General features: G+C 44.2%; 23 protein-coding genes and 1 tRNA gene. 9 read left to right on the forward strand and 15 right to left on the reverse strand.

The window, feature by feature from the left end; genetic code table 11:
• Nucleotides 1-113 precede the first annotated feature (113 nt).
• Both DBX26_RS16985 and DBX26_RS16990 read left to right on the forward strand, forming a co-directional pair.
• Complete coding sequence (locus tag DBX26_RS16985) at nt 114-845, forward strand: AzlC family ABC transporter permease (protein ID WP_065298682.1); 732 nt, start codon at nt 114-116, stop codon at nt 843-845.
• Entirely contained in the window at nt 842-1,150 is a 309-nt protein-coding gene (locus DBX26_RS16990; RefSeq protein ID WP_014234163.1) for an AzlD family protein, read from the forward strand. The genes DBX26_RS16985 and DBX26_RS16990 overlap by 4 nt, the downstream gene beginning before the upstream one ends.
• 102 nt (nt 1,151-1,252) lie before the next feature.
• Here the strand turns inward: DBX26_RS16990 and dld are convergent, their stop codons facing one another.
• From dld to DBX26_RS17015, 5 genes are all read right to left on the reverse strand, one after another.
• Complete coding sequence (gene dld, locus DBX26_RS16995) at nt 1,253-2,959, reverse strand: D-lactate dehydrogenase (protein WP_118120121.1); 1,707 nt, start codon at nt 2,957-2,959, stop codon at nt 1,253-1,255.
• Nucleotides 2,960-3,347: 388 nt separating this feature from the next.
• Complete coding sequence (locus tag DBX26_RS17000) at nt 3,348-4,250, reverse strand: LysR family transcriptional regulator (RefSeq protein WP_065301128.1); 903 nt, start codon at nt 4,248-4,250, stop codon at nt 3,348-3,350.
• A 206-nt stretch (nt 4,251-4,456) separates the two neighbouring features.
• Nucleotides 4,457-4,530, reverse strand: a tRNA-Cys gene (locus DBX26_RS17005).
• A 237-nt stretch (nt 4,531-4,767) separates the two neighbouring features.
• Nucleotides 4,768-6,222 carry an ATPase RavA stimulator ViaA gene (gene viaA, locus DBX26_RS17010; RefSeq protein WP_014234160.1) on the reverse strand — a complete coding sequence of 485 codons (1,455 nt, stop codon included), beginning with the start codon at nt 6,220-6,222 and terminating at the stop codon, nt 4,768-4,770.
• Between the two features lie 9 nt (nt 6,223-6,231).
• Nucleotides 6,232-7,893, reverse strand: a complete 1,662-nt coding sequence (locus DBX26_RS17015) for an ATPase RavA domain-containing protein (RefSeq protein WP_118120123.1) — start codon at nt 7,891-7,893, stop codon at nt 6,232-6,234.
• Between the two features lie 360 nt (nt 7,894-8,253).
• Between DBX26_RS17015 and DBX26_RS17020 the strand changes: the two genes are divergently transcribed.
• The 4 genes from DBX26_RS17020 to DBX26_RS17035 all read left to right on the forward strand — a co-directional run bounded on the left by DBX26_RS17020 (nt 8,254) and on the right by DBX26_RS17035 (nt 11,330).
• Nucleotides 8,254-8,769, forward strand: a complete 516-nt coding sequence (locus DBX26_RS17020) for an NUDIX hydrolase (RefSeq protein ID WP_162889741.1) — start codon at nt 8,254-8,256, stop codon at nt 8,767-8,769.
• Between the two features lie 15 nt (nt 8,770-8,784).
• Nucleotides 8,785-9,789 (forward strand): low-specificity L-threonine aldolase, encoded by a 1,005-nt coding sequence (gene ltaE, locus DBX26_RS17025; protein WP_118120127.1) that lies wholly within the window; start codon nt 8,785-8,787, stop codon nt 9,787-9,789.
• A 78-nt stretch (nt 9,790-9,867) separates the two neighbouring features.
• On the forward strand, nt 9,868-10,185 hold the full coding sequence (locus tag DBX26_RS17030) for a cytochrome c (protein WP_065298687.1): 318 nt from the start codon (nt 9,868-9,870) through the stop codon (nt 10,183-10,185).
• A 149-nt stretch (nt 10,186-10,334) separates the two neighbouring features.
• Complete coding sequence (locus DBX26_RS17035) at nt 10,335-11,330, forward strand: succinylglutamate desuccinylase/aspartoacylase family protein (protein WP_118120129.1); 996 nt, start codon at nt 10,335-10,337, stop codon at nt 11,328-11,330.
• 59 nt (nt 11,331-11,389) lie between these two features.
• Here the strand turns inward: DBX26_RS17035 and DBX26_RS17040 are convergent, their stop codons facing one another.
• Nucleotides 11,390-11,911, reverse strand: a complete 522-nt coding sequence (locus tag DBX26_RS17040) for a lipocalin family protein (protein WP_118120131.1) — start codon at nt 11,909-11,911, stop codon at nt 11,390-11,392.
• Between the two features lie 264 nt (nt 11,912-12,175).
• Between DBX26_RS17040 and DBX26_RS17045 the strand changes: the two genes are divergently transcribed.
• Nucleotides 12,176-12,556 carry a cystatin domain-containing protein gene (locus DBX26_RS17045; RefSeq protein WP_118120133.1) on the forward strand — a complete coding sequence of 127 codons (381 nt, stop codon included), beginning with the start codon at nt 12,176-12,178 and terminating at the stop codon, nt 12,554-12,556.
• A 49-nt stretch (nt 12,557-12,605) separates the two neighbouring features.
• On the opposite strand, the gene DBX26_RS17050 is transcribed toward DBX26_RS17045, so the two are convergent.
• Nucleotides 12,606-13,457, reverse strand: coding sequence for an SDR family oxidoreductase (locus DBX26_RS17050; protein WP_118120135.1), 852 nt, complete (start codon nt 13,455-13,457; stop codon nt 12,606-12,608).
• Between the two features lie 131 nt (nt 13,458-13,588).
• On the opposite strand from DBX26_RS17050, the gene DBX26_RS17055 reads away from it, so the two are divergent.
• Nucleotides 13,589-13,993 carry a helix-turn-helix domain-containing protein gene (locus DBX26_RS17055; protein ID WP_020334807.1) on the forward strand — a complete coding sequence of 135 codons (405 nt, stop codon included), beginning with the start codon at nt 13,589-13,591 and terminating at the stop codon, nt 13,991-13,993.
• An 86-nt stretch (nt 13,994-14,079) separates the two neighbouring features.
• Here the strand turns inward: DBX26_RS17055 and DBX26_RS17060 are convergent, their stop codons facing one another.
• From DBX26_RS17060 to DBX26_RS17085, 6 genes are all read right to left on the reverse strand, one after another.
• Nucleotides 14,080-14,646 (reverse strand): hypothetical protein, encoded by a 567-nt coding sequence (locus tag DBX26_RS17060; protein WP_020334806.1) that lies wholly within the window; start codon nt 14,644-14,646, stop codon nt 14,080-14,082.
• Between the two features lie 2 nt (nt 14,647-14,648).
• Complete coding sequence (locus tag DBX26_RS17065; protein ID WP_118120137.1) at nt 14,649-15,344, reverse strand: amidase; 696 nt, start codon at nt 15,342-15,344, stop codon at nt 14,649-14,651.
• 40 nt (nt 15,345-15,384) lie between these two features.
• Nucleotides 15,385-15,963 carry a DUF2589 domain-containing protein gene (locus DBX26_RS17070; RefSeq protein ID WP_014234140.1) on the reverse strand — a complete coding sequence of 193 codons (579 nt, stop codon included), beginning with the start codon at nt 15,961-15,963 and terminating at the stop codon, nt 15,385-15,387.
• Between the two features lie 319 nt (nt 15,964-16,282).
• On the reverse strand, nt 16,283-19,339 hold the full coding sequence (locus DBX26_RS17075; RefSeq protein ID WP_118120139.1) for an AAA family ATPase: 3,057 nt from the start codon (nt 19,337-19,339) through the stop codon (nt 16,283-16,285).
• Between the two features lie 9 nt (nt 19,340-19,348).
• Nucleotides 19,349-20,482, reverse strand: coding sequence for an exonuclease SbcCD subunit D (locus tag DBX26_RS17080; protein WP_020334804.1), 1,134 nt, complete (start codon nt 20,480-20,482; stop codon nt 19,349-19,351).
• A 237-nt stretch (nt 20,483-20,719) separates the two neighbouring features.
• Nucleotides 20,720-21,715, reverse strand: coding sequence for an NADP-dependent oxidoreductase (locus DBX26_RS17085; protein WP_118120141.1), 996 nt, complete (start codon nt 21,713-21,715; stop codon nt 20,720-20,722).
• Between the two features lie 241 nt (nt 21,716-21,956).
• On the opposite strand from DBX26_RS17085, the gene DBX26_RS17090 reads away from it, so the two are divergent.
• Nucleotides 21,957-22,391, forward strand: coding sequence for a MarR family winged helix-turn-helix transcriptional regulator (locus DBX26_RS17090; protein ID WP_118120143.1), 435 nt, complete (start codon nt 21,957-21,959; stop codon nt 22,389-22,391).
• A 65-nt stretch (nt 22,392-22,456) separates the two neighbouring features.
• On the opposite strand, the gene DBX26_RS17095 is transcribed toward DBX26_RS17090, so the two are convergent.
• Both DBX26_RS17095 and DBX26_RS17100 read right to left on the reverse strand, forming a co-directional pair.
• A complete protein-coding gene (locus DBX26_RS17095) occupies nt 22,457-23,017 on the reverse strand; it encodes a DUF1439 domain-containing protein (RefSeq protein ID WP_118120145.1) in 561 nt (186 codons plus the stop codon).
• A gap of 174 nt (nt 23,018-23,191) precedes the next feature.
• Nucleotides 23,192-23,866, reverse strand: a complete 675-nt coding sequence (locus DBX26_RS17100) for a response regulator (protein ID WP_118120147.1) — start codon at nt 23,864-23,866, stop codon at nt 23,192-23,194.
• Between the last annotated feature and the right edge of the window lie 17 nt (nt 23,867-23,883).

Raw genomic sequence — 23,883 nt, forward strand, 5'->3', positions numbered from 1 at the left:
AAACGCCGTTTGTGTTTGAAAACCGCCACAATTGATGATAGAGATACGCTTTACAAAAACATAACAATCATCTTACTTGGGTAACCCCCCTTTCCCGCTGGCTAGGTATTTCTATGACAGAAAATCAACAACATATTCAAACTCCGTCGAGTACGCTGCACGAATTTACACGTATGGATGTATGGAGTGGCTTTACACAACTATTACCCCTGTCCATATTCGTGGTCATATTCGGTCTCGCGTTCGGTGTAGCGGCAGTACAGACTGGCTTAGACGCATTTCCTACATTGTTAATGAGTGGCCTCGTGTTCGCGGGAGCTTCTCAATTTGCGACGTTAGAAATGTGGGGAGCCGAAGTCCCATTGATTCCAGTACTGATCACCGTGTTCGCGATCAACGCACGTCATCTTCTTATGGGCGCAACACTTTACCCATGGTTACGCCAACTGCCACCCGCTAAACGTTACGGTGTCATGTTGGTTGCGTCAGACGCTAACTGGGCAATGGCGATGAATGCATTTGGTAAAAAAGAACCGGGTCTCGGCTTACTCGTAGGTGGTGGCCTGGCACTTTGGGGCTTTTGGATTGTCGGTACCTGGATGGGCATCTACTTCGGTGGCGCAATAAAAGATCCTGTAAGCCTTGGTTTGGATATGGTAATGGGATGCTTCTTACTGTCTATGGTTGTAGTTGGCCCTAAAAACTTACGTATATTCGCAATTTGGGGAGCCGCAGCTGGGTCTTCTTTACTGGCTTACTGGTACCTACCTGAAAATAGCCACGTGGTGGTTGGCGCTTTTGCGGGTGGCATACTTGGCGCTTGTTGGAAGGAGAAAAAAGCATGAGCATAGAAACAAGTTTTGGCGGTACGCTTCTTATCATTTTCGCCATGGGGCTAGTGACATTAGCGACACGATGGGGTGGCGTATTTGTGATGTCATTCATTCCTATTAGCGAACGCGTACAACGCTTTATCACTGCCATGTCCGGCTCCGTGTTAGTTGCGCTATTAGCACCAATTGCTGTTGAAGGTGACATCGGGGCGCGCATGGCACTGCTTTCTACTACCGTTGTGATGTTCATCGTCAAAAAACCGCTACCTGCTATTGCAGCCGGAATAGTCGCTGCTGCAGCAGTGCGGGCAATTTAGAGGAACAAACCTAGTTGCTAAGCGTTCCAAACAAAAAGCCCCTCCACGACAATGCGTGGAGGGGCTCTACTTTTTATAAGGACTCACTAACAACGGAATGGATTAAGCGCAGCAGTTACAGTTACGCTTATATTTATCCATTTTACCTATACCCGGGTTGAAGGTATTAGTTGGGTCTAATTGATGGTAGAACGTCTGCAACGAGTTCTCCGCTTCATACAAATGCCCCACATTGTGCTCAGCTGGATATTTCGCACCACGGCTGTTTAGATGCTCTAGCATTAGCTTCTTCATCAGCTTGGTATCTGTGCCCTTTTTGAACACATAATCCTGATGGAACACATAACACATAAAGTGGCCATAATAGAGCGACTGAACCAAGTTCTTGCTCACTTCTTCTGGCAAGGTTTCTAACCACTCTTCGTCATTACGGCGCAGCGCGATATCTAACGCAACAATATCTTCCACATCTTTACGATGAATGGTCTCATAACGAATCGCCGCTCCGGCCGCCGCAAAACGATGTAAGAACGCTTTTTTGCCTTCGTCTGGGGTACATTCGAAGAAATCACAATCGCTTTCAACCGCCCATACTTCTTGCAGATATTTTTGAGCTTCTGCAATACCGCCATCGCTCATTTTTAGTATCAAGTGATGTTCGTACTTGTCACGGTAATCCAGCATGCGTTCAGGTAAGTGTTGCGGAAACAGCTTACTTGCGTAATACAAAATGGAATCTGGCAGATTTTTACTAACAAAAGGCACACGCTCTAAAAAGTTTTCTACTTTCGCTTTCAGAGCGAACATTTTAGGTAATCTGTCCGTACCCAATTTGTCGATGGAGAGAAATACATCCTTGCCGTACTTTTCTGCCATGTTGAAGATATCGCGGTGTAGATATTCCCCCATTTCTGGCAGGTTTTCGAACGTCGATAAAAAATCTTTTCTTAGCTTAGTTAATTTCGATGGATCATTCGTACCAAGATAAAAGACCTGCTCTTTGTCAGGCACTGGGTAGCTGTCGACACGAACCGCAAACACACCAAGTTTACCCGCACAACCACTGGCTTCGAACAACCGGCGTTCGTCGGCATTAAAACGAGATGGGATATCAGAGGTAACATCACGAACACGCTCATCGTACTCTTTATCCGAAGCCATACGATCATCGTGAATGATCTTGGCAGGATCGAAGTTACCATCCTGCAAGTTTGTCAGGATTTCTTCCGGAGTTTCACCCAAGCCTTCAATGCCAAGGTGGTTAACGAGGTTCAGGTTACCTTGCTTATCCACCTGAGCATAAATCGCCAGTTCCGTGTATGCCGGTCCTCGCTTAACTAACGCGCCACCAGAGTTATTGGCGATACCGCCCACCACGGTCGCTCCTAACGAAGAGGAACCAATAATGGAATGTGGCGCGCGGTTAACGGCTTTAAGCGATTTTTCTAGTGAGTGTAAGCTAGCGCCCGGTAAACAAACCGCCTGCTTGCCACCATCGAGCAAATGAATTTTCTTAATTTTTGTAATATTGATAACGACAACATCGCGGTCGTAATCGTTACCACTTGGAGCAGACCCTTCAGTCAGACCTGTCTTCGCCGCTTGCATGATGATGATGCAGTTAGCCTCGACACACTGTTTGATGATGTTCCACTGTTCTAATAATGTGTTAGGAAACACGACTGCAAGCGCTGTACCGCTACCCGAGCGAAAACCTGAACGGTAATACTTAGTTTTAACTTGATCGGTCAGGACGTTTTCTTCACCGACGATCGTTTTAAATTCTTCTATCAGCTGCTTTTGTTTCATATCCGTATCTCTAGTTATTTTGCTTCACTCACTCAAACTGGGTTGATTGAGTTTGGCTCACTATAAGCAGTCCATTTTCCTGCGTCTATCGATGTCATTCGAGCAATCTGAATCCAACGACAAACAATCACAATAATATTTTTAATTATCATAATGTTAGGTATGGTTTATATAAAATTTAACGAAAGAAACAGATTGTTTCCCAAAAGAAACAATAACAAAACCAATCGTTAACATGTGTGCGCAGTATCAAGATATTAGGTTTGTGAATATTTTGGCTTAGCCACGTAACGTGCTAAATAGGAAGGAGATTTAAATGGTGTGAACGAAGCACAAACACATCATTCAACACATTGGGAATGTTGCGCTTATGTACCAAATAGAGAAATTAAAAGCGATGGCTCTGGCTTTGAAAGCAGGCGTATAAGTGGTCAATAAAGATTTTAACCTTTTCTGGCTGCTGCCTTGTATAAGGATACACAGCGTAAATACCGAGACACTTTGCCGTTTCCTCTTTGAACAATTGGATTAATCGGCCTTGTTTTAAATCTTCATAAACCAAAACGCGGGGAACGTAGATTAAGCCTTGCCCTAAAAGTGCGACATTTCTTAGAACCGACGAGTTATTAATACATAGATTGCCATCTACCGTCACTTGATACACGTCTTCGCCATCTTTGAAAGCCCATTCGCGCGCGCCCGTTTCCTGGTAAGAATAAACGAGACAGTTGTGTTTTTCTAACTCAGTAGGCTGCTTTGGAATGCCATGTCTGGCAAGGTATTGAGGTGAGGCACACACTATCCAGTTTGCGTCGACAAGCTTTCTTGCGATCAGACTGGAGTCTGGCAATACGCCCGTTCTTATCGCCAAATCAAAGCGCTCATTCACGATGTCGACGAAACGATTATCAAGTTCCATATCGATCTTGATGTCAGGGTATTTGTTATTAAATTCAGCAATAACACCAGGCAGAATCAATTCGCCAGAAATAGTAGGAACGGTAATTTTGATGTTGCCGGATAAATCCTTACCTAACCCAACAATTGATTCTTCTGCAGTAGCAACAGCCTGATAGACGGATTTTGCGTGCTCAAAGAAATACTGACCCGCTTCACTCAGGGTTATGGTACGTGTCGTACGATAGAGCAATTGAACACCGAGATCCTGCTCGAGCTTCGCAATGCGTTTACTGACCACAGACTTGGTCAGCTCCATTTGCTTAGCCGCACCACTGAACGAGCCCTGCTCGACCAAATGATAAAAAATGATGTAATCGTCGGTGTTTCTCATGCTGCTTCATTAAATCCTTTAGAAGAGCGTATTGTAGGCGGATTATGTAACAGGTGCTGAAAGTAGAGTCACACTTATACCAATCACACCACCTAAACGGCAGATACAAAAAAACCAGCTTTCGCTGGCTTAATGTTGATGCTTTTAGCATCGAGATATCGCTAAGACAAACTTTGATAAGTATGAAGCCATATCTGAATAATTTATGGAGGCGCCTCCCGGAGTCGAACCGAGGTCCACGGATTTGCAATCCGCTGCATAGCCACTCTGCCAAGGCGCCGTCACATTTACGCGTTAAGAGGTCTCCCCCGCTGCGTTGGTTGCTACTTTACGGATTCAGAAAAGATAGTCAAACATAAATCCACTATTTCCTGTTTGTTTGCTTCCTTTTAAGTCAGTTAGATCAAGACTCGAGCAATTTGCGTATTTATTAGCACTCTCGTTTGTTTCTGTGCCTTGCTAACTCTGCAAAAATAAAGCGGCTCAAGTGGCCGCTTTATTATGTTTGATTGGCTATCTAACCGTTGCTTACACGTTTGAGTAATCGCCCAACGACATTTGGATGATAAGACCACACATGGTCAAACATCGACATTAACGCCGGATTACCGTATTTGGATAAACTTATCGCATGAAAACGGTTTTTCTTCGCTTTAAGCGCATTTACTTTTTCGAGTAGCTCATCCTGCTGCTTTGGTGCAATAAAATCCGAAATCACCACCATATCGGCGTTTTTGTACTTGTCACCACTCATCAGATCGATAGATTTGATCAAGGTCGGTTCCAAATCGGTGCCGCCATGGAAGCTATAGGTCAGGAAATCAGCCGCTTCGCGCAAGCCATCTTGTTTAGTCAGCTCGTATGTAATGTGCTCGGTAGAAAATATGATGACGTAGCAGTCACGTTGCTCTGCTAACGCAATTTGCATCAGTGCGTACGCCATTGCCTTAGCACATTGTTCTGGAAAACCACTCATTGAGCCTGAAGCGTCTACACAGACAATAAATGGACCTTTTTCGATATCCACCGCTTTGTTATCAGGTCTATGTGCTTTTACTTTTCGCAGCGTACGAGATTTACCCTGAGTTCGATAGTTCATCAAGCGCTTGTCGACAAGGTGTTTATAGAACACAACTTCAAGCTCTGGATATGCCAAAAACATGGTTTCATTTGGGAGGAGTTTATTTAAATCGTCACTTTCGTGAATACCAACAATGTCGTCGGTCGCTTCGTCACTCTTTTCCTCAACCATTTGCAATTCTTCAGCCGGAGCGCGATTTAGATCAGGATCATTCACCTGCCCTGCCATACGACCAAGTTGCTCAGCGATCTCTTGTAACCCTTTATGCTTTTTCAAAAACTCCGCATGACGCTTCATTACCGTAAGGTCAGTCTTGCTCAACTTGGCAGACGCCATATCCCATAATCGACCTACGCTTTCCGCATCACCAGACTCGGTCACTTTATCCATATTGCGCATGGTTTCCATACGCTGATAAAGATCATTGAGCACTTTTTCTTTATTCGCTTCCAGTTCACTCACCTGAGCTTGTTTGATGGCATCCGCCAAGCTCTGGTACCACTGGTCACAAAAATAGTGTGGGAACATCGGGTTGTTGACCCCTTTGTTCTTCTCCATCATGCGACGCGCTTGCATGTAAAAGGCAGAGTGCCATTCGAGCTTTTTGATTACGTCTTCGATGCGATCAAAAAACTCATCTTCACTCCAGTGAATCACTTCTTGATACAAAGCGAGTTCTTGCTGAAATCGCTCTGTTTCACATACCTTAGTAATACGCTTCTTAACATTGCCACGCCATTTTAACAGGTGACTTTTCACAGAGGATTTTACTCCTCGGTTTTCTGCCATCATCATGACTTGAGAGCGAGCCATAAGATCGTTCACTGCGCTGTCGATGATCCCCGAGTCTGCTATCATCAATGCCAAGTTGAATCCATCTGCACCTAACATGAAGCCTCCTTACGAGAAAAACTGTTGTAAGTTCTTAAAGCGCTGAACAATTTTCTCGCTTTCTCCCTGGATAGATTCAAGCCTTTGGCTAACCTGTTGCAGACTCGATTCCATTAAACGCGGCAATTCTGGGTCGACAAAACTGTGTGGCAGCGCATCGTGAAAGTTGGCTTTGACTTTGCGCATGTGATGTTCTGCTTCACTTAACTGACTCACTGCTTTTTCACTCTGAGCAAGCCAATTTTGGTAGCGTTCCATATCTAAACCTTCTTGCGTCACTAGGCCGACAAGAATACCTCGATTGGCTATATCACGAATCACCAGGTTATTGGCTGCGTCGACATCAAAACGTAAGCGGCACATATTGGTGTTTTGGTTAACATAACCGTACACATCACCGTGGCCGTCTTTAATCACACGGTCTAGTTCGTCTTTAGGAACATACACCCAGCGACTGTCACCTTTCTCAGATTCAGATACCGACATGTTGCTCTGCAAAATCACTAGTTTTACTAAGTTCACCGCCGCGCCGACTTTGTAACTTTTCGCTTTAGACGTATCAAAACGCATGGTTTCTTTACGCAGAATGCCCGTTGCGGCTTCTGATGTCAGAGTCATGCGGTAGGTATCTTCGAGCTCGTGTTGCACGTCGATTAGTGACTCTCGGCAATATTCGATTTCTTGTTCTGCATCTTGCTGATCGAAAGCGTGTTTCAATGCAAATTCCTGGACGACACTTCGAACGACATCACGAGATTCAGGGCTGTTCCACAAACAATCTTGCAGAAGTAAAAGATCGAGCGGGTTTATCTCATCTCGGCCATTAAAGAACGCGCTCGCTTTAAGTAGCTTCACCGCTTTTTTCCAGCGTCGGTCAGAAACGTACATGTCCGTATTCGCGATATCACCAAACTCAGCTTCAACCTTACTTTCTAACATGGTCTTGAGCTGGAACAGCTTTTCGAAAGCATTATCTGTCAACGACAACTTATCAAACTGTTGTTGCCATTGATGATACTCGTCGTCGGTAATCGCCAGGCCTTCTGGTATTTTTGCTTCCTGAGAAGTCCCCACGGTTAGCATTGACTTAAAATTCTGTTTGTTCTGAATACGGTTAACAAACACACGTACCAGCATACGGTCATACAATGCGTCTAAGCCGCTGTCTTCGTCTGGTAGTTCATTCGATGCCGACACCAACAAACGCATTGGCACGCGCTCGATGTCACTGCCGTTTTTAAATGTTTTTTCGTTCACTACTGTCAGCAAAGTATTCAGTATTGCTGGACCAGCTTTCCAAATTTCATCTAAGAAAACGACTTGAGCCGTTGGAAGGTAGCCTTCAGTCAGACGGACATAACGGCCGTTATCTTTCAATTCTTGGATACTAAGAGGGCCAAACACCTCTTCTGGGGTCGAGAATCGAGTCATCAAGTATTCAAAATAGCTGCTGTTATCAAACGCCTGAATTAAGCGCTTAGCAATCAAGCTTTTCGCAATACCCGGAGGGCCGAGAAGAAAAACGCTTTCGCCAGCAAGGGCTGCTAGAAGACAAAGTTTGATGGTATGTTCACGTTCGTAAACGCCATCAGTCAACGCTTTCGCTAACTTATTGATACGCTCGGAAAGAAGTGCTTTATCGGCATTAGATGCAAAAGAGGGTTGTATCATGAGGGCTCCGGCTGCTGGACTGATGCGGTATATTTATTTTTATACATTTGTTATCACTTTGTTACAAGTGTAATTTATTCTACCTCCCCTTATAACAGATGCTTACTTACCACATCGCCTAGCAATCAAAGTTTCCATTTATGAGATGCATATCACTGAAAATATGTACACTTTTGTAGTGTTAGAATGGCTTTCAGATACAGAACGCAATGATTTCTCGCTGACACAAGCTCAAGGAAATCACACAATAGAATTGTTTACTCTTTCCAAGTTATGGGGTTGTAAACAGATTTTTACTTTTGTTTGATGACGAATATCGTTAATGTTCATACAAGCCTTAATAGTTTGGATTACCACTTCATGACTAAAACCATTCATAAATGGAAGCAAATCTCACTGGTAGAAGAAGACGTTGAACTACCCACTGGTCAGGTCATTACACACACCACGATTCATCACCCTGGAGCGGCGGTTATCTTGCCTATAACGGAGAACAATGAAGTCGTACTTGTGAACCAGTTTCGTCCTTCTCTGAAAAAATGGTTGCTTGAACTGCCTGCAGGAACACGCGAAGGTGTTGAAGACCCCTTGTCATGTGCAAAGCGAGAACTGGAAGAAGAAACCGGGTTTAGCGCACAAAAATTTATTTCGCTCGGGCAAGTTACGCCTTTAGCTGGCTTCTGTGATGAAATCCAATACTTATTTATCGCACAGGAGTTAACCGCGACTCATCGCTATGAATGTGATGAAGACGAAGTGATTGAAGTGGTGACGCTGTCACTAAAACAGTTAGAAGAAAAAATTATCGACGGCACGATTACCGACGCTAAAACTATCGCTTGCTTAAGCAAAGCTCGTCTTTGCGGGTATATTTAAACCAAGGAGATATTCATGGACTTTCGATCTGATACAGTAACTCAACCGACTCAAGCCATGCGCGAAGCCATGTTTACAGCACCAGTTGGGGATGACGTATACGGTGATGATCCAACAGTGAATGAGCTGGAGCAATACGCTGCAGAACTAGCAGGCTTTGAAGCAGCCCTGTTTACCACATCTGGCACTCAAGCTAACTTGTTAGGTTTGATGGCTCACTGTGAGCGCGGAGACGAGTACCTTTGCGGCCAACAAGCGCACAACTACAAATACGAAGCGGGTGGCGCGGCGGTTTTAGGCTCCATTCAACCTCAACCAATCGAGAATAATCCCGACGGTACTTTACCTTTTGATAAACTCGCAGCTGCAATCAAGCCAGATGACATGCACTTCGCTCGAACGCGTTTGCTGAGCCTTGAGAACACCATTAATGGTAAGGTTCTACCGCTTACCTATCTTGCAGAAGCTCGTGAATTTGTTAATCAGCACAACCTCAAGCTACACCTTGACGGTGCACGCGTGTTTAACGCTGCAGTGGCGCTCGATGTGCCTGTTAAAGAAATTGCGCAGTATTTTGACTCAATGACCATTTGTCTTTCAAAAGGACTCTGCGCACCTGTTGGTTCTCTCCTTCTCGGCAGCAAAGAGTACATTGCAAAAGCACGACGCCTAAGAAAGATGGTTGGCGGCGGAATGCGCCAGGCAGGTATCTTAGCCGCTGCGGGTAAACTCGCGATTACCGAGCAAGTCCTCCAATTAAAGCAAGATCATTTTAATGCCAAAACGCTAGCTCAAGGATTGGCAGAACTTCCTGGGTTCTCTGTCAATCCTGATTTAGTCCAAACCAACATTGTGTTTGCTAAGTTACAGCCTCAAGTGGATATCACGAGCATCGCTGAGAAACTAAAACAGCAAGACATCATTATCACGCCGGGGAACCCAATCCGATTTGTGACCCATAAAGACATTTCAGAACAAGATGTTGCCACGTTCTTATCTGCGTTAAAATCTCTTCTCTGACTTGATTTTGATCATTGAGCTTCCCCTAAGGGGAAGCTTTAATCTACAGCGAGTATTCGCACCATAAAGAGCTCGCTAATGTTAAAGTACCTGTTGTTTATTTCTGTTATTTTTGCTCCCGCCACCATGGCAAACCCTTCTGGTGACGCAGCCAAAGGTAAAATTAAGTCACCCAGTTGTGTCTATTGTCACGGTGCGACGGGAATCAGTGTCAATGAAACTTACCCTAACCTCGCAGGCCAGGACGCTCAGTATCTATTTAACGCAATGAAGTCCTATCAAAACAGTGAGCGCCAAGGCCCCTTAGCAGAAATGATGGCAAGCCAATTAAAAATGCTCAATGATGAAGATCTTAGAGACGTGGCTGCGTTTTATGCGGAACAACTAACTCATTGATATTGATGTACTCTAAAATTACGGCGACATAAAGTTAACTTGCACAATTCTACTGGCACTTTCCCCTAGTACTCTTTACCCTATCGGTTATTAAAATCCAATTCAGTAAGCAAGCATCAATACAAATGCTTTTTGGAGTGATCACCTTAATGGCAACACAATTTTCCGATGACGTAATTCAAGGACACAAAGTAATACAAGCCCTAGATGTGGAAGATCTCCCATCCGGTGAACATAAGTTCTGGTTTCGTATTGCAACCAATGCACTTTCGCAATGGCAACACCTGCCTGTACTCGTGTTTAAAGGTCAGAAACCTGGTAAGAAAATAATGATTACCGCTGGTGTTCATGGTGACGAATACAACGGAGTATTGGCAGCACAAAAAACGGCCAGGGAACTGATTGGCGCTGACCTTGCTGGTACAGTAACCATCGTACCGGGGATCAACTTGAGCGGCATGTTGAATAAAAGCCGGGATTTTTGTTCTCCTGACCCGGATGCTGCACGCGCGAACCTAAACCGCTTCTTTCCAGGCAACGAGTTCGGTAATGAAGCGAACCGCTACTTGTACACGCTTTGGAATCAGTTATTAAAGCCAAATGCTGACTTAGCAATAGACTTACACACCCAAACCAGCGGCGCAGCCTACCCACTTTATGTCTTCGCCGATTTCCGCATTGAGGACTCGTTAAAAATGGCGCGCCATATTAATCCAGACATTATTTTGGATGATCCGGGCGAAAATGGTGTATTGGAAACGGCATGGAACAACGTGGGAGTACCAGCTGTCACGGTTGAAGTTGGGACAGGACGTTATACCGATCAAGCTCTGATCGATCGGACGGTAACCGGTATCTTCAATATTCTTAAACAGTTCGAATTGCTTTCTGGTGTTCCAACGCCGATTCAGTCTTGTGTGGAAGGCCGTGAAATAATAAACGTTCGAGCAGAACTGGGTGGTTTCGTTCTACCTCAAGTCAATATTTTGCAATCGGTGGAGCAAGGTCAACTGGTGGCAATCCAATATGATAGTTTTGGAGGCGAGATACAACGGTACACTGCTCCTGCTTCAGGCACCGTCATCAGCCATAATGTCGAATCGATTCGAGCGGCGGGATCACTCCTAGTTCGCCTGATTAAATAGCATTAAACAGTTCTATCATATCCCCCGATTAAGGGGGACTATTCTATCTATCGTCTGAGCTATTGAGTCTGAACAACCAGAATTAACTCGTCTACAGCAAAGCCTTTGTCTCTGGCTACTTGTTTGAATCTTTCAAAGGTTTCTGAATCCACTTGCGGCTGACGTGATAGCAACCAAAGATAGTCGCGATTGTAGCCAGATATAAACGCGTAATCATAATCTTCACCAAGCTCAAAGATGATATACGACGAATAAAATGGGCCAAAGAAAGAAACTTTTAAATGGCCAGTTGACGGTTCATCAACAAAATACGCTTTCCCTTCCGCTTGCTTCCAACTTTGTTCTTCTTGTGAATAGCCACGGTTTATTACCGTTACACCGCCGTCTTCACGAAGTTCATATTCAGCGGTTACATTGGATAATCCTCGCTCAAAAGAATGGTCTAATCGCGCAATTTCAAACCATTTCCCCAAATAAGGTTTCAGCTCAAAATTCTGAATTGGCTCAACACCTTCGGGCTTCGAGGTACAACCAAATAAAACAGCGACAGACAACAACAGAAGCGACTTTATTAATTTCATTGCAAGTTCCCATATTAGTTAGTGACTGATTTTACTGAATATGATGAAAAACGGATCATAAACCCTATTCCTTTATGTATGGGAGGCAGAACAATCATACCTATGTTTTTGGTCATTAAAGTACCATTCCTACAAATATTCCTACAAATTCAGTTGTTTATTTTGCAATTTGACGTCCTACCTATCGAAAGTTTGCACAACATAGACATTTCTCTTCATAGGAGCCTTTTATAATACGCCCCGATATAAATTGAGGTTATTGTTATGAAGTTTAAGACAATGTCAGCTTGTGCAGTTTTGGTATTGCTTGTTGGTTGCCAACAAAACAGTCCCGAAGAGACGACAGAAATAACAGCCTCGGCAGACGTATGCAGTAGTCAGGGAAATATGCCAGGTGGGTGGAAAATGTTTAAGTCTACACCCGACGTTCAAAAGGCTATGGCTTTTGTACTGACAGAAATGGATTCAGCTTCATCGTTCAAACAAATTATCAATGTTCATGCACAAATCGTCAGCGGCGTGAATTACGCAATTGAGTTTGAAATGGGTGATGGCGTGGTTTGGAACACGATCGTTTATCGCAACTTGGATGGTGAGTACTCTATTACACAATCACCACACAAAGGGAAATTCTGCGAACAGTGATTTCAAACCTTGAAAGCCCCTAATCTGGGGCTTTTTAGGCTTTGTCTATTTATAGATAATTATCGATCAATTGCCCTAATGACTTGGTTGGATGACCAATCAACGCGCTGAGCGTTTTACTATCGTCGTACAACGCGCCTTGAGATGCACCAGTATCAGAGTTAGCTAACACAGCGGCAAATGGTGCCGGAAGCCCTGCACCTTCTAATGCTTTTGCAAAATCCGCTTCTTCCATATTAATGTAAGGAATCGCCTTTCCTGACTTCTTGCTGATTAACGCGCTCAGTTCGCTCAAGGTATAAGCTTCATCCCCGGACAGCTCATATACTTTACCATTTTGCTCAGCTTCACTGGTCAACACCGCTGCCGCTGCTTCGGCATAATCTTCGCGAGCCGCAGAGCTAATTTTTCCATCTTGAGCACACCCAATAAAGCCTCCATTGGCCAGTGCTGGTGCAACGCTAGCTAAGTAGTTCTCTGTATACCAGCCATTGCGTAAAAGCACATGAGGGACTTCAGCTTGTTTTAAATACGCTTCTGTCACTACGTGTTCTTCAGCTAAAGCAAGTGGCGAAGTGTCAGCATGCAAAAGACTGGTGTATGCAAGTAGCTCTACGCCAGCTTTCTTCGCAGAATCAATAACATTTTTGTGTTGAGAAGCTCGCTGACCTACCTCGCTCGACGAGATCAATAGTAATTTAGCCATGCCGTCTAATGCAGATTCTAAAGTCTCAGGTTTTGAGTAATCGGCCTGACGAACCTGGACGCCCAAAGATGTCAGTGATGCTGCTTTTTCTATGTTTCGAACTAGAGCGACTATTTGCTGAGGCTCAACTTTGTTCAATAAATGTTTGATGACCAATTGGCCCAATTGGCCAGTAGCGCCTGTAACTGCAATCATTGTACTTTTCCTCGTCTGTTAATGAAGAGCTTGTTTGTGTATAATCTGCCACACCAACTTACTTTTGGTAAGTACGTACTTTTTAGTAAGTATGAATTATTTTGAAATTTCCAATAAAGGTTATTGAATTTATGAGCGAAGCTATGGGTAATTTGCTATCGGAAAAGTTTAGCCGAGGAAATGTACTCGCGAAGGAATGCCCTTCTCGAAGTATATTGCAAGATGTGACCAGCCGTTGGGGCGTACTTGTGTTGTTCGCATTACTCGGTGGAACACATCGATTCAGTGAACTTAGAAAAAAAATCACAGGTGTCAGCGAGAAAATGCTTTCCCAAACATTGCAAGCATTAGAGGCCGATGGATTTGTATTACGTACCGCGCATCCAGTCGTGCCGCCTCACGTTGAATATTGTCTGACAGACAAAGGAACGGAGGTCGCACACAAAGTCGAACAATTGGTCGACTGGATTGAATCTAACCTAGGTGACATTTTGAACGCGCAACAACAATATGATGAGGCTAAAGCCAATAACTAGTGGTTTTACAATAGAACCGATAAGCACACTCACAGCAAGGCTCCATTTAGTAAGCCTGGCAGGAGTACATTTCACGTATTACAGCTCTAATCGGTTTCGGGGATCATGTTGATTAGCAAATGACTTAGTAGGTAACGCCTGTCGGTCGCGCTGATACGCGCTTGCAGGTATAAGTACATGGATTTGGTTTCCTGATGCTCACCAAGTGTTTTCCAGATTGAGTTTAGGTATGCAGAGGTAATATTTTGCACGATAGGCAAAGGCTGATTTGCAAATACTAAGGCAATAAGCTGCGCCAGTTTCTCATTCACTTCGGCAAAGTTGCTGTCTATACGTTGCAACTCCGCGTTAAGAATTGTATCAGCTCGAGTTAACAATGACGCAGCCAACGCGCGCTTGCCTTTGCGCTTACTCCTGCTTGAATTCATTATCCTATCGTCTTGATAACCATCGTCGCAGGCTTCTAACAATCCGCGTAATGATGCTAGAGTCGAAACAAGCGGACAGCGTAGTGGCTCAAGTTTTTGCTCGGTTTGTTTTAGCCAGAGGGCGACATCCATTACATAGCTTGGGTCTTGCGCGAGGTATTTATCACTCAGTTGTGGTAACAGCATTAGCCTTGCGATGATGGTTTCTTTCAGTACCGACTCCATAATCACTCCGGCATAAGCTTGCTTTTGGTTCGTCCATTTTCAATGCTCGTCGCCCACTCCAGCCCCTCTTCACGTATAGTGATATTTAAGCGAATCGCATTGAGCGGCGTCGCGCTTTCTTTGACTTCAGAACTGACCACGCTGGTCTTTAATGTGATTGGGATAGATTGAGATTTTAACGCGATAGCTGCTATGCGATGACGTAATTGCTTGCTCACTGATTCAAGCCTGTCAAAAGGAATCTCCTGCGTAGAGCTTGTCTTTTTGAGCGCTTTTTGAAATGCGTCATCAACCGCGCGCACCAGGCTTTCTTTGGTAATCCGAACGTCACCACTGCGTTGACGCTCGGCTATATTTTCCAGAGCGAGTTTGAGCTCTTTATCGAAGTTGTTTTGGAAGGTTTTAGTTCGGCTAAGTATGTCTTCGTCGTCTAGTGACTTGGTTAGCTGAGCCATCAGCGCTTGGTGTAAAACACGCGGGCTGTCGAGCTCTGCAACTTTCGCAGGGACCTGTTTGTCGATGGTTAACGGCATATCAATGGTTAGCTCCGGAACCCGCACTCGCGGGAGACTCATTCCTTCTAGCAGAGGATGATCCTTATAATATTCGGCAACCGAAGCCGTTTCCTCATCGGCAAGCCTGCGCGCATGGACCAGACTGATCATCAGCGCACCCAAGACTTCACTTAACTCAGACATACAACCTCCCTATTTGTTATCGAACTCGTCATAGACTGTTCTAAGCCTGTGACTCAACCTCTGTGATGGAGTTTTCAAGAATACCGAGCAACTTCTCTGTGCCTGCGGGCAATTCATCTTGAACGGCACGAACATTCACGGACATACTGTAAGTTCGTTCAATTTTTGATGAGCTAGATGTGGATTTCTTATAAGAGTAACTCGCACTAAGCTTGGCCGATACAGGCCCCCAACCCGCTTTTACTGATAGCTTGGTATTAAGGTCATGTGAAGAAGATGTCGTTGATTGCTGGACTGAATTAATTTTGGCGTTAAATGCAATCGTTGTTTCTTCCACGCGGATAAATGGAATGGGCAACATCGTTAATATTGGAACGGTAAGATCGTACTTTTTAGGCTCTGTGCCTGTGACTTCACCCTGTTCGTTCTTGACTTCAATCGCCTTCATATAACTGAAGGTGATCATCGTTGGTTCATTACTCTCAGCTTCAAAGCCAACAGACTTGATAAAGTCTACGGATGTTTGTGCTGATTGGGCTTGCGCGCGAACCACTGCATTGAGTGGACCGCCGATCATAGATTCAAAATCTATGCTGGATAGTTCGTCGCCGATGGCCATAATTACGCTCCTTTTCAGGCGAAATATGAACCCGAATCTGACTACTTAATCGGGAAGATACGTGCTATGAAACACGTATAATATATAGTTCCAGATTATGTGTGACACAACCATTTGCATATATTTTATTAATATTTTTATCAAGCAGAATGCTAACTGGTTAATATTGCTTATACTTCTTGGCTGCACTAATTAACCATTACTGAATTCTCGCGTTAGCTAGCGGAAAATTATAGAAACGAGGTGTTGAGAAGAGGTGCCTTGCTGCTTGTTGACTATGTTAGCAGCAAAGCACTTGTAGATTGGATTGATAAAGTAATTAGTCAGCTAAAGCCATTTGAGACTTAACCGAAACAGTTGAACCAACACGAGACGGCTCCACATCAATGCGTTGCGCCATCTGTTCTTTAAGTTCCGAGACGTGAGAAATTACACCGATCATGCGGCCTGTTTGCTGGAGGTCGACTAAGGTCTGAATGGCAAGATCCAAAGATTCAGGATCCAGGCTACCGAAACCTTCGTCAATGAACAGTGTATCCAAGCGAATACCACCGCTGTATGACTGCACCACGTCAGACAGACCAAGCGCTAAAGCCAGTGCAGCCATGAAAGACTCTCCACCAGACAGCGTCGCAACGTCTCGCATTTTACCGGTGTAGCCATCTTCAACGACGAGATCAAGTCCTCGGCCTGCTGCGCCCTTAAACCCTTCTGTCTTACGTGCCAGAATGTATCTGCCCTTACTCATCAAACTTAGTCGTTGCGAGGATTGGATTAAGACATCGTCTAAAAGCACACCGAGTACAAAACGATGCAAACTGATACGACTGCCTGTTTTACCACTCGCCACATCGTAAAGCGTACCAAAGACTTTATACTCATCTTCTAGCTTGCTGTTCTTGTCATGCAAACTCGCTATATCACTGCGCACTTTTTCCAGACGTTCAAAAATTGACCTGACAGAATCAAGCTTGTTTCTGGATTCAACATAGTGTTGCTGTTGAATGTTTAAGTTGGCATTAATAGCTTCAATGTCGGGTTTTTCAATATCTTGTAATGCTAGTTTAAGATCACTAAGTGTTTGCTCAAGCTTGATTTGAGTTTGCTTAAATTGATCGATTTCCTGTTGCCACGATTGCAGTTCTTGTTCTGTCGCTTTGCTTTGAAGATAAGTTTCTTCATCCTTAAAGCGGCTTTCGCCCAGTGCTTTTTGCCAGTTCGATTTTGCCTCGTTGAGTTTTAGCTCCGACTCCGCTAACCATTGCTTGTTGGTGGTTAGCTGACTTTCAATATTCGACTTGGCTAACATCGCTTGTTGAAGCTGCGACTGTGCACTTTCCAGATTGTTATTAAGGCGCTGAATCTGCTCTTTGGTTTGAGTAATTTCCTGTTCTAAAACTTCTACCGAGCCATATTTCGGGTCTATGTTTGCCAACAGTTTACTGAGCTGATCTTGATTTGCCTTGATTGTTGATTCATTCGCCGCCATTTGATTTTGCAGCTCATTGATCTTTGTTTCACCAACAACGCAGCGCTGGTTAAGCTGCTCGACGTTTTTCTCTAACTGAGCAATATCAATGGCTGTCAAACGCTGTAATTTTTCATGAGCGGATTGAAGTTCTGCCTGAATTTGTACCGCTTCAGTCGTAGCGTGTTCACCAAGCTCTTCTGAGAGGTCATCCAGTTGCTTTTGATATTGTCGAGCAACAACATAGTGTTGCTCCAGTTGGTTATTGAGTTGGTTGTATGACGTTTGCGCAGCACGCTCTTGAGCGCGAGCCGTTTGAACTTGCTCTTTTGTCACCTCTTCTTCACTAAACTGTGCAGGATGAGGATGCTCACAACTACCACAAACCGGACACGCTTCGCCTGTTTGCAGCCTTTGGGCTAAAACTGCCGCTTGCGCGTTGTGCCATTTTAGCTCCAGGCGATCAGCTGATTGTTGTGCCGAGACATAGGCCTGTTTAGCTTGCTCAAGATTTTGTTGCTTGCTGGTGGTCAAAGCATCATGCTTAGCAAGCTCTTGCTTCAACCCCGACAGTTTTTGAACATCTTGTAAAAGGCGTTGCTTTTGCTTAATTTCAGCGTCGACACTGGCCACTAACGCGACATCAACACGGGCTTGATCAAGCGTTTTTTGACCCTGCTGTGCTTCTTGCGTCAGTTTTTCTTTTAAAGCGATGTATTGCTGCAGTTTTGTTTCAAATTGCTGTTTCTCTTGTAACCCGTTGGCGATTTTTGCTTCCAAGTCCACTTTTTCAATCAGCTTTTCTTTCATTCCTTCGAGGTTAAACTGCAATTGCGTCAATTGAGGCACTTGTTCAACATTCTGCTTCGCGGTTTTTAACTCAGCTTCTTTTCCCGCCGCCACGCTCGTCGCTTCAGTTAAGTTATGGCTAAGTGAACTAATCTTCTGGGTTAACTCTTGTGATTGCGTCTTAGCGTTCTGTACAGCAACATACTGTAACTCGATTTTGCTCGCGCTTTTCGCTTTCTCTAATCGTTGCTGACGCGCGTCTATTGCTTCTGAATTTTTTAAATGTAACTTCAGCGATTCCTCAGCTTGTTCACGGCGAGTAAACTCAGCAGACAATGCCTGCGCTTTTTGTAACTCGGACTTAATGGTGTTGAGCTTTTCCAGACAAGCTTGCTCACTCTTTTTCTCTTGTTCCAGTTGTTCTGAAACGGATTCTTTCTGTTGAATCAATTCCTCTTCTGAACTTACTCCTGCAACCTGCAAGGCACCGCGAATCTGGTTATCAAACTCATTCTTCGCTTTACTGATCGCGCTCGCTTTATCTTTGAGCGCATACTCAATTTTGTTGTAAATGTCTGTCTGGAACAGCTGGCCGAAAATCTCTTCGCGCTCTTTAGAGCTTGCCAGAAGTAACTCGCGAAACTTCCCTTGAGGAAGTACCATCACTTGGCGAAACTGTGTTTCTGTTAAGCCAATAATATTGGTAATTTCGGTCTTAACTTGCGTGGTTTTGCTGGTAATGAGTTTTTCGCTATCACCCAGCTCATACAGAGAAGCCGTGTGCTTTTTCACGGTCATACCATCACCACGAGCCTTCGGCGCTTCTTGTTCCGGGGCACGAGTAACTCGGTATACCTTTCCGTGCAGTGAAAAATCCAAAGTAACTTCGGTTGGCAGATTGGCAGTGGCCAAATCACATCGCATCTGAATACCCTGGCGCTCATTACCTGTAGTTTCACCATAAAGCGCGAAACAAATCGCATCGAGAATCGACGTTTTACCTGAACCCGTTGGTCCATTAATTAAAAATAGCGGGTTATTACCAAGCTTCTCGAAATCGATGGTTTCCGTTTTTGCGAATGGACCAAAAGCTTGCATTGTGAGTTTGATAGGCTTCATTTGGGGTCCTTACAGCTGAGATAATTGCTTGATAATATCGTTGACGGCTCGCTCTTGTTCTTGCGACAACTGACTGTCCTGCGCTTCACTAAAGAAGTCGCGGAACATATCGATTTCACTGCGAGCAAGTTTGGCTTGTGCCATCTCCTGTTCAACCCCGATCAACATGCCAGGTTTCTCTAGGTGCAAAACATTTGGGTAGACCGCACGAAGTTTTTCCATCGGATTTAAAATGGCATGTTTATCCATCAGACGAACGAGTAAATAGTCCTCGCTTTTCGGGTCCGTTTTTCCTTTCTCGATGACCTGTTCTAAATCACCTTCAATAATTCGCATCTCATGTGGGGCGGTCAGCTCAATATGCTCAGCAGACGCAAAACCACTCTCGTTGATTTCCACCAGCGTGAAACCTTTCTTTTGGTTCTGTTCACCAAAACTGTATTTCATCAAAGAGCCAGAGTAACGAATGTATTCTTCACCCTTCTTCTGCGGCTGATGTAAATGGCCAAGTGCGACATAGTCGAAATCCAGGAAGTGCTCATGGCTTACACGATCAGAACCACCAATAGAAAGCGGGCGTTCCGAGTCAGACTCAATCGCCCCATCAACGAAACAGTGGCTGATAAGCACTCTTCTTTGCTGCGGTTGAAACTGCTCTGTAATTTTTTCAACAAGCAGTTTGTGCGCTTCATCATGGGTCGAAACCGATTCTTTATAGGCAAACCTGACCTGCTCAGGATCGTTATAAGGCATGCCGTAAAGTGCCACCTCACCAGCCGCTTTAGTCGTAATCACAACAGGCGAAAGCATATCTTCAAAGTTACTGATGATATGCAAACCCGAGTTTTTCATCTGTTCAGAGCCAAACCCCAAGCGCTCCGCACCATCATGATTACCAGAAATCAAAATCATCGGTGTTTTCAGCTCAGTACAAATTCGTTTTACCACACGATTCAAAAGTTCGATGGCAACCGTAGGCGGAACAGAGCGGTCATACACATCTCCCGCCACGACGACTGCGTCGACTGGGTTGTCTTCAATGTAGGAGATCAATTGTTCGAGAACCGCTTGCTGATCATCGAGTAATGAAACGTTGTGGAACTGTCGGCCTAGGTGCCAATCTGAGGTATGGATAAACTTCATTCGAATTCACTTTTTGCCATAACTTTCTAGTATGCCTATGGGGGCTTTCGGAACCTGAGCACAGGCTACTTTATTGTCCCGCTAGGATATCGTGACTTTGTAAGCTTTTCATGTAGTTTGTGCTATTAACGCGACAACTGGCTAACCATTGCCCCGAGCAAAAATAGTGGATGTAAAAAAGCCAGTCAGATTTACTGACTGGCTTTTGTGAATTGACAGTGGTTTTAATTTAGCTAATTAAATTTTAACCAGCATCTTACCTTTGTTTTTGCCTTCGAATAGACCGATGAACGCTTCAGCAGCGTTTTCTAGCCCTTCGTATACGGTCTCTTCAGACTTCACTTTGCCTTCTTTGATCCACTGACCCATTTGCTCAACGAACTCACCAGCAAGATCCCAGTAATCCATTACGATGAAGCCTTGCATCGTCAGCTTCTTGGTGTTGATTTGCAGTAAGTTGCTTGGTCCCGGTTGAGGCTTGTCAGCATTGTAGTCTGCAATCATGCCACATACCGGAATGCGACCGTATGGGTTGATAACTTCCAGCGCCGCTTCTAAATGCGCACCACCCACATTTTCAAAGTACACATCAATGCCTTCTGGTGCAGCTTCGCGTAGTGCCTGCGTCAAGTCGTCAACTTTTTTGTAGTTGATAACCGCATCTGCGCCCATTGCTTTTACCATTTCAGCTTTATCATCTGAGCCTACTGAACCAATCACTCTACAGCCATGCAGTTTGGCAATCTGACAAACCACGCTACCGACCGCGCCTGATGCTGCGGAAACAAAAACGGTATCTGTCGGCTTAAGTTGAGCAACTTTAAACAGGCCTACCCAACCGGTTAAACCAGGCATTCCAATAACACCTAAGAAGTGTTGATCTGGCAAACCAACTGCTGGTAACAAGGTTAAATCTGTGCCGTCACTGATAAAAGTCGTACGCCAACCACTGATGTTGCTGACTTTTGAGCCTACTGGGAAGTTGTCATTTCTTGATTCGATAACTTCTCCGATTGCCCCGCCTTCCAAAACCTGGTCAATTTCAAATGGTGGAATGTATGACTCTCTCACGTACATACGACCGCGCATGTATGGGTCAACAGACATCCACGTATTTTTAATTAACACTTCGCCTTCTTGAATTGCTGGTAACTCTACTTCAACAGATTTGAAGTTTTCTTTTGTTGGCATACCTACTGGGCGTGATGCTAAATGGATTTGTTGGCTGATCATATTGCTCTCTCTTACTTTTGCTTCAATGTGCGTTTAACCGTTCGTAATAAACAGTTATCACCTCTTAGATAATCAGATTGATTGCCTCGCAATTTAGTTTGCGCACAAACAATTTGCGAGTAAGTTAACTTGAGTTCGAGAGTAAAGCAACAACTTTGCTCAAAAATAATTTGTGCGCAATGGATTTTAAATGACGCAGAATTTGTTAATATTGTCGTCTTGCTCAAAATTGGACTCATCTATGGCCGAGAAATTATCAGATAACGTTTGTTTTGCTTTGTACACGGCGACCAACTCGTTGGTACGTGCTTTCCGTCCTTTGCTCGACGAATACGATCTTACCTACCCTCAGTACATTGTGATGCACTCACTTTGGTGTAAAAACAACGTGAGCTTGAAAGAACTTTCTCAGGATACTCATTTGGATTCAGGGACGTTGACACCGATTGTTAAACGATTGGAATCAAAGAGTTTATTAACCCGAAAAGTTTCTGAGTTAGATGAGCGTAAGAAAGTCATTTCACTGACACCCAAAGGCAGTCAGCTACAGGAAGATGCGCAAGAATTGACCGCAGAGCTAGAGTCGCGTTCTAGTATGACGGCAGAAAGTATTGAAGCGTTGAGAGTGCTGTGTCTCGAATTAGACTCAAATTTACGCAAGAGCGATGACAAATAAAGGTTGATTACTGCCGTCACTGTCTATCTTAGAGCGGTCACGGCAGATCATGCTAGTTTGCGAGATTAATCAAACAACTCAATCACTAATTGATTGTTTTTGATAACTAAATTAGGGCTTGCCGACTTTAGAAGAATGGACTGCACTTTATCACTTTCTAGCTTATAGACTGGTTGATTTGACAGTGCGTAGCCGATCATCGAAACAGCGGGTTTAATAAGATTGCTAATTTCCGGTGTCAATAAATTGCTTTTGTCTTCAAACTTCTCCAGACGAAGTGACTGCAGAAACACTTCACCTGTTTTTTGGTCGTATTTAGGAATCGCGCTAAATTCAAGGTCGAGATCTAGGCCTACCGTTCGTTGAGTTAAAAACTGTACATCCGCCGTTGTGTTAGCAAACACCGAAATACGGTCATTGTGTACTCGGCCAATTTTTACTTCTAGATCATCGACTGACACTTGTGCATACATGACATTTTCAACCCCAACGGATTGGTTAATTGTCGCTTTGTCTTGGAGATATTGATTCATATCTCGTTCAGTGATGCTGTAACTGGCACACCCGTTAAGCAGCAATGCCGCAGCGGATAAGGCAAAGATTTTTGCTTTTATTTTCGTCTTCAATGGTTAGCTCTTATTCATCCAATGTAATCCATTAAATTTTATACTCGGGCCTGAGATAGAAACAGTCTAAACAGGCTCAAACCATTGGATTTCACCAAATCCTGACGATAACGTAACGTCGTTGCACGAAGAATCAACAACGTTAGTTTACCCTTCTCCTAGATTAAGCCAGGTTTATACAATCTCGAAACGATAGCCCACACCATACACGGCCTTAATGCAGTCCAACTCGGAGTTAACGGCAAATATCTTTTTGCGTAAGTTCTTGATATGTGTATCAATCGTACGGTCCGTGACTATCCGCTCATCGTTATAGATTTTATTCATTAATTGCTCGCGGCTGAACACTTGGCCTTCGTGCTGATGAAAATAAGAGAGCAACTTAAACTCCACCGATGTTAGCGTGATCAACTCACCATCTACCCACACTTTCATTTGGCTTTGATCAATGATCATTGGGGCAGCCTCGTCGTCGCCTTTTGGTGTATTGATAGCGTTGTATCTTCGTAATACGTTGCGGACGCGTACCACCAGCTCGCGTGGGCTGTATGGTTTACACACATAATCATCGGCGCCGAGTTCCAAACCCAGTAATCGATCTATCTCTTCGACTTTCGCCGTCGCCATAATGGTTGGAATATCGCTGAAGGTTCTTAACTCTCGATAGATACTTAACCCATTTCGATTCGGCAGCATCAGATCCAATAAAATCAATTCTGGTTTGTGTTTCTTAACCCATTCGATCACCAAATTGCCGTCACCGATAATATGGGTTTTGAATCCGTTATGAATTAGATAGTCGGAAACAACATTTGCCAATGAAGGTTCATCTTCAACAATTAGTATCATGGTTTTTCTTATTTATC

Origin of the sequence: Vibrio sp. dhg, assembly GCF_003443775.1 — a bacterium.
Taxonomy (GTDB): Bacteria; Pseudomonadota; Gammaproteobacteria; order Enterobacterales; family Vibrionaceae; genus Vibrio; species Vibrio natriegens.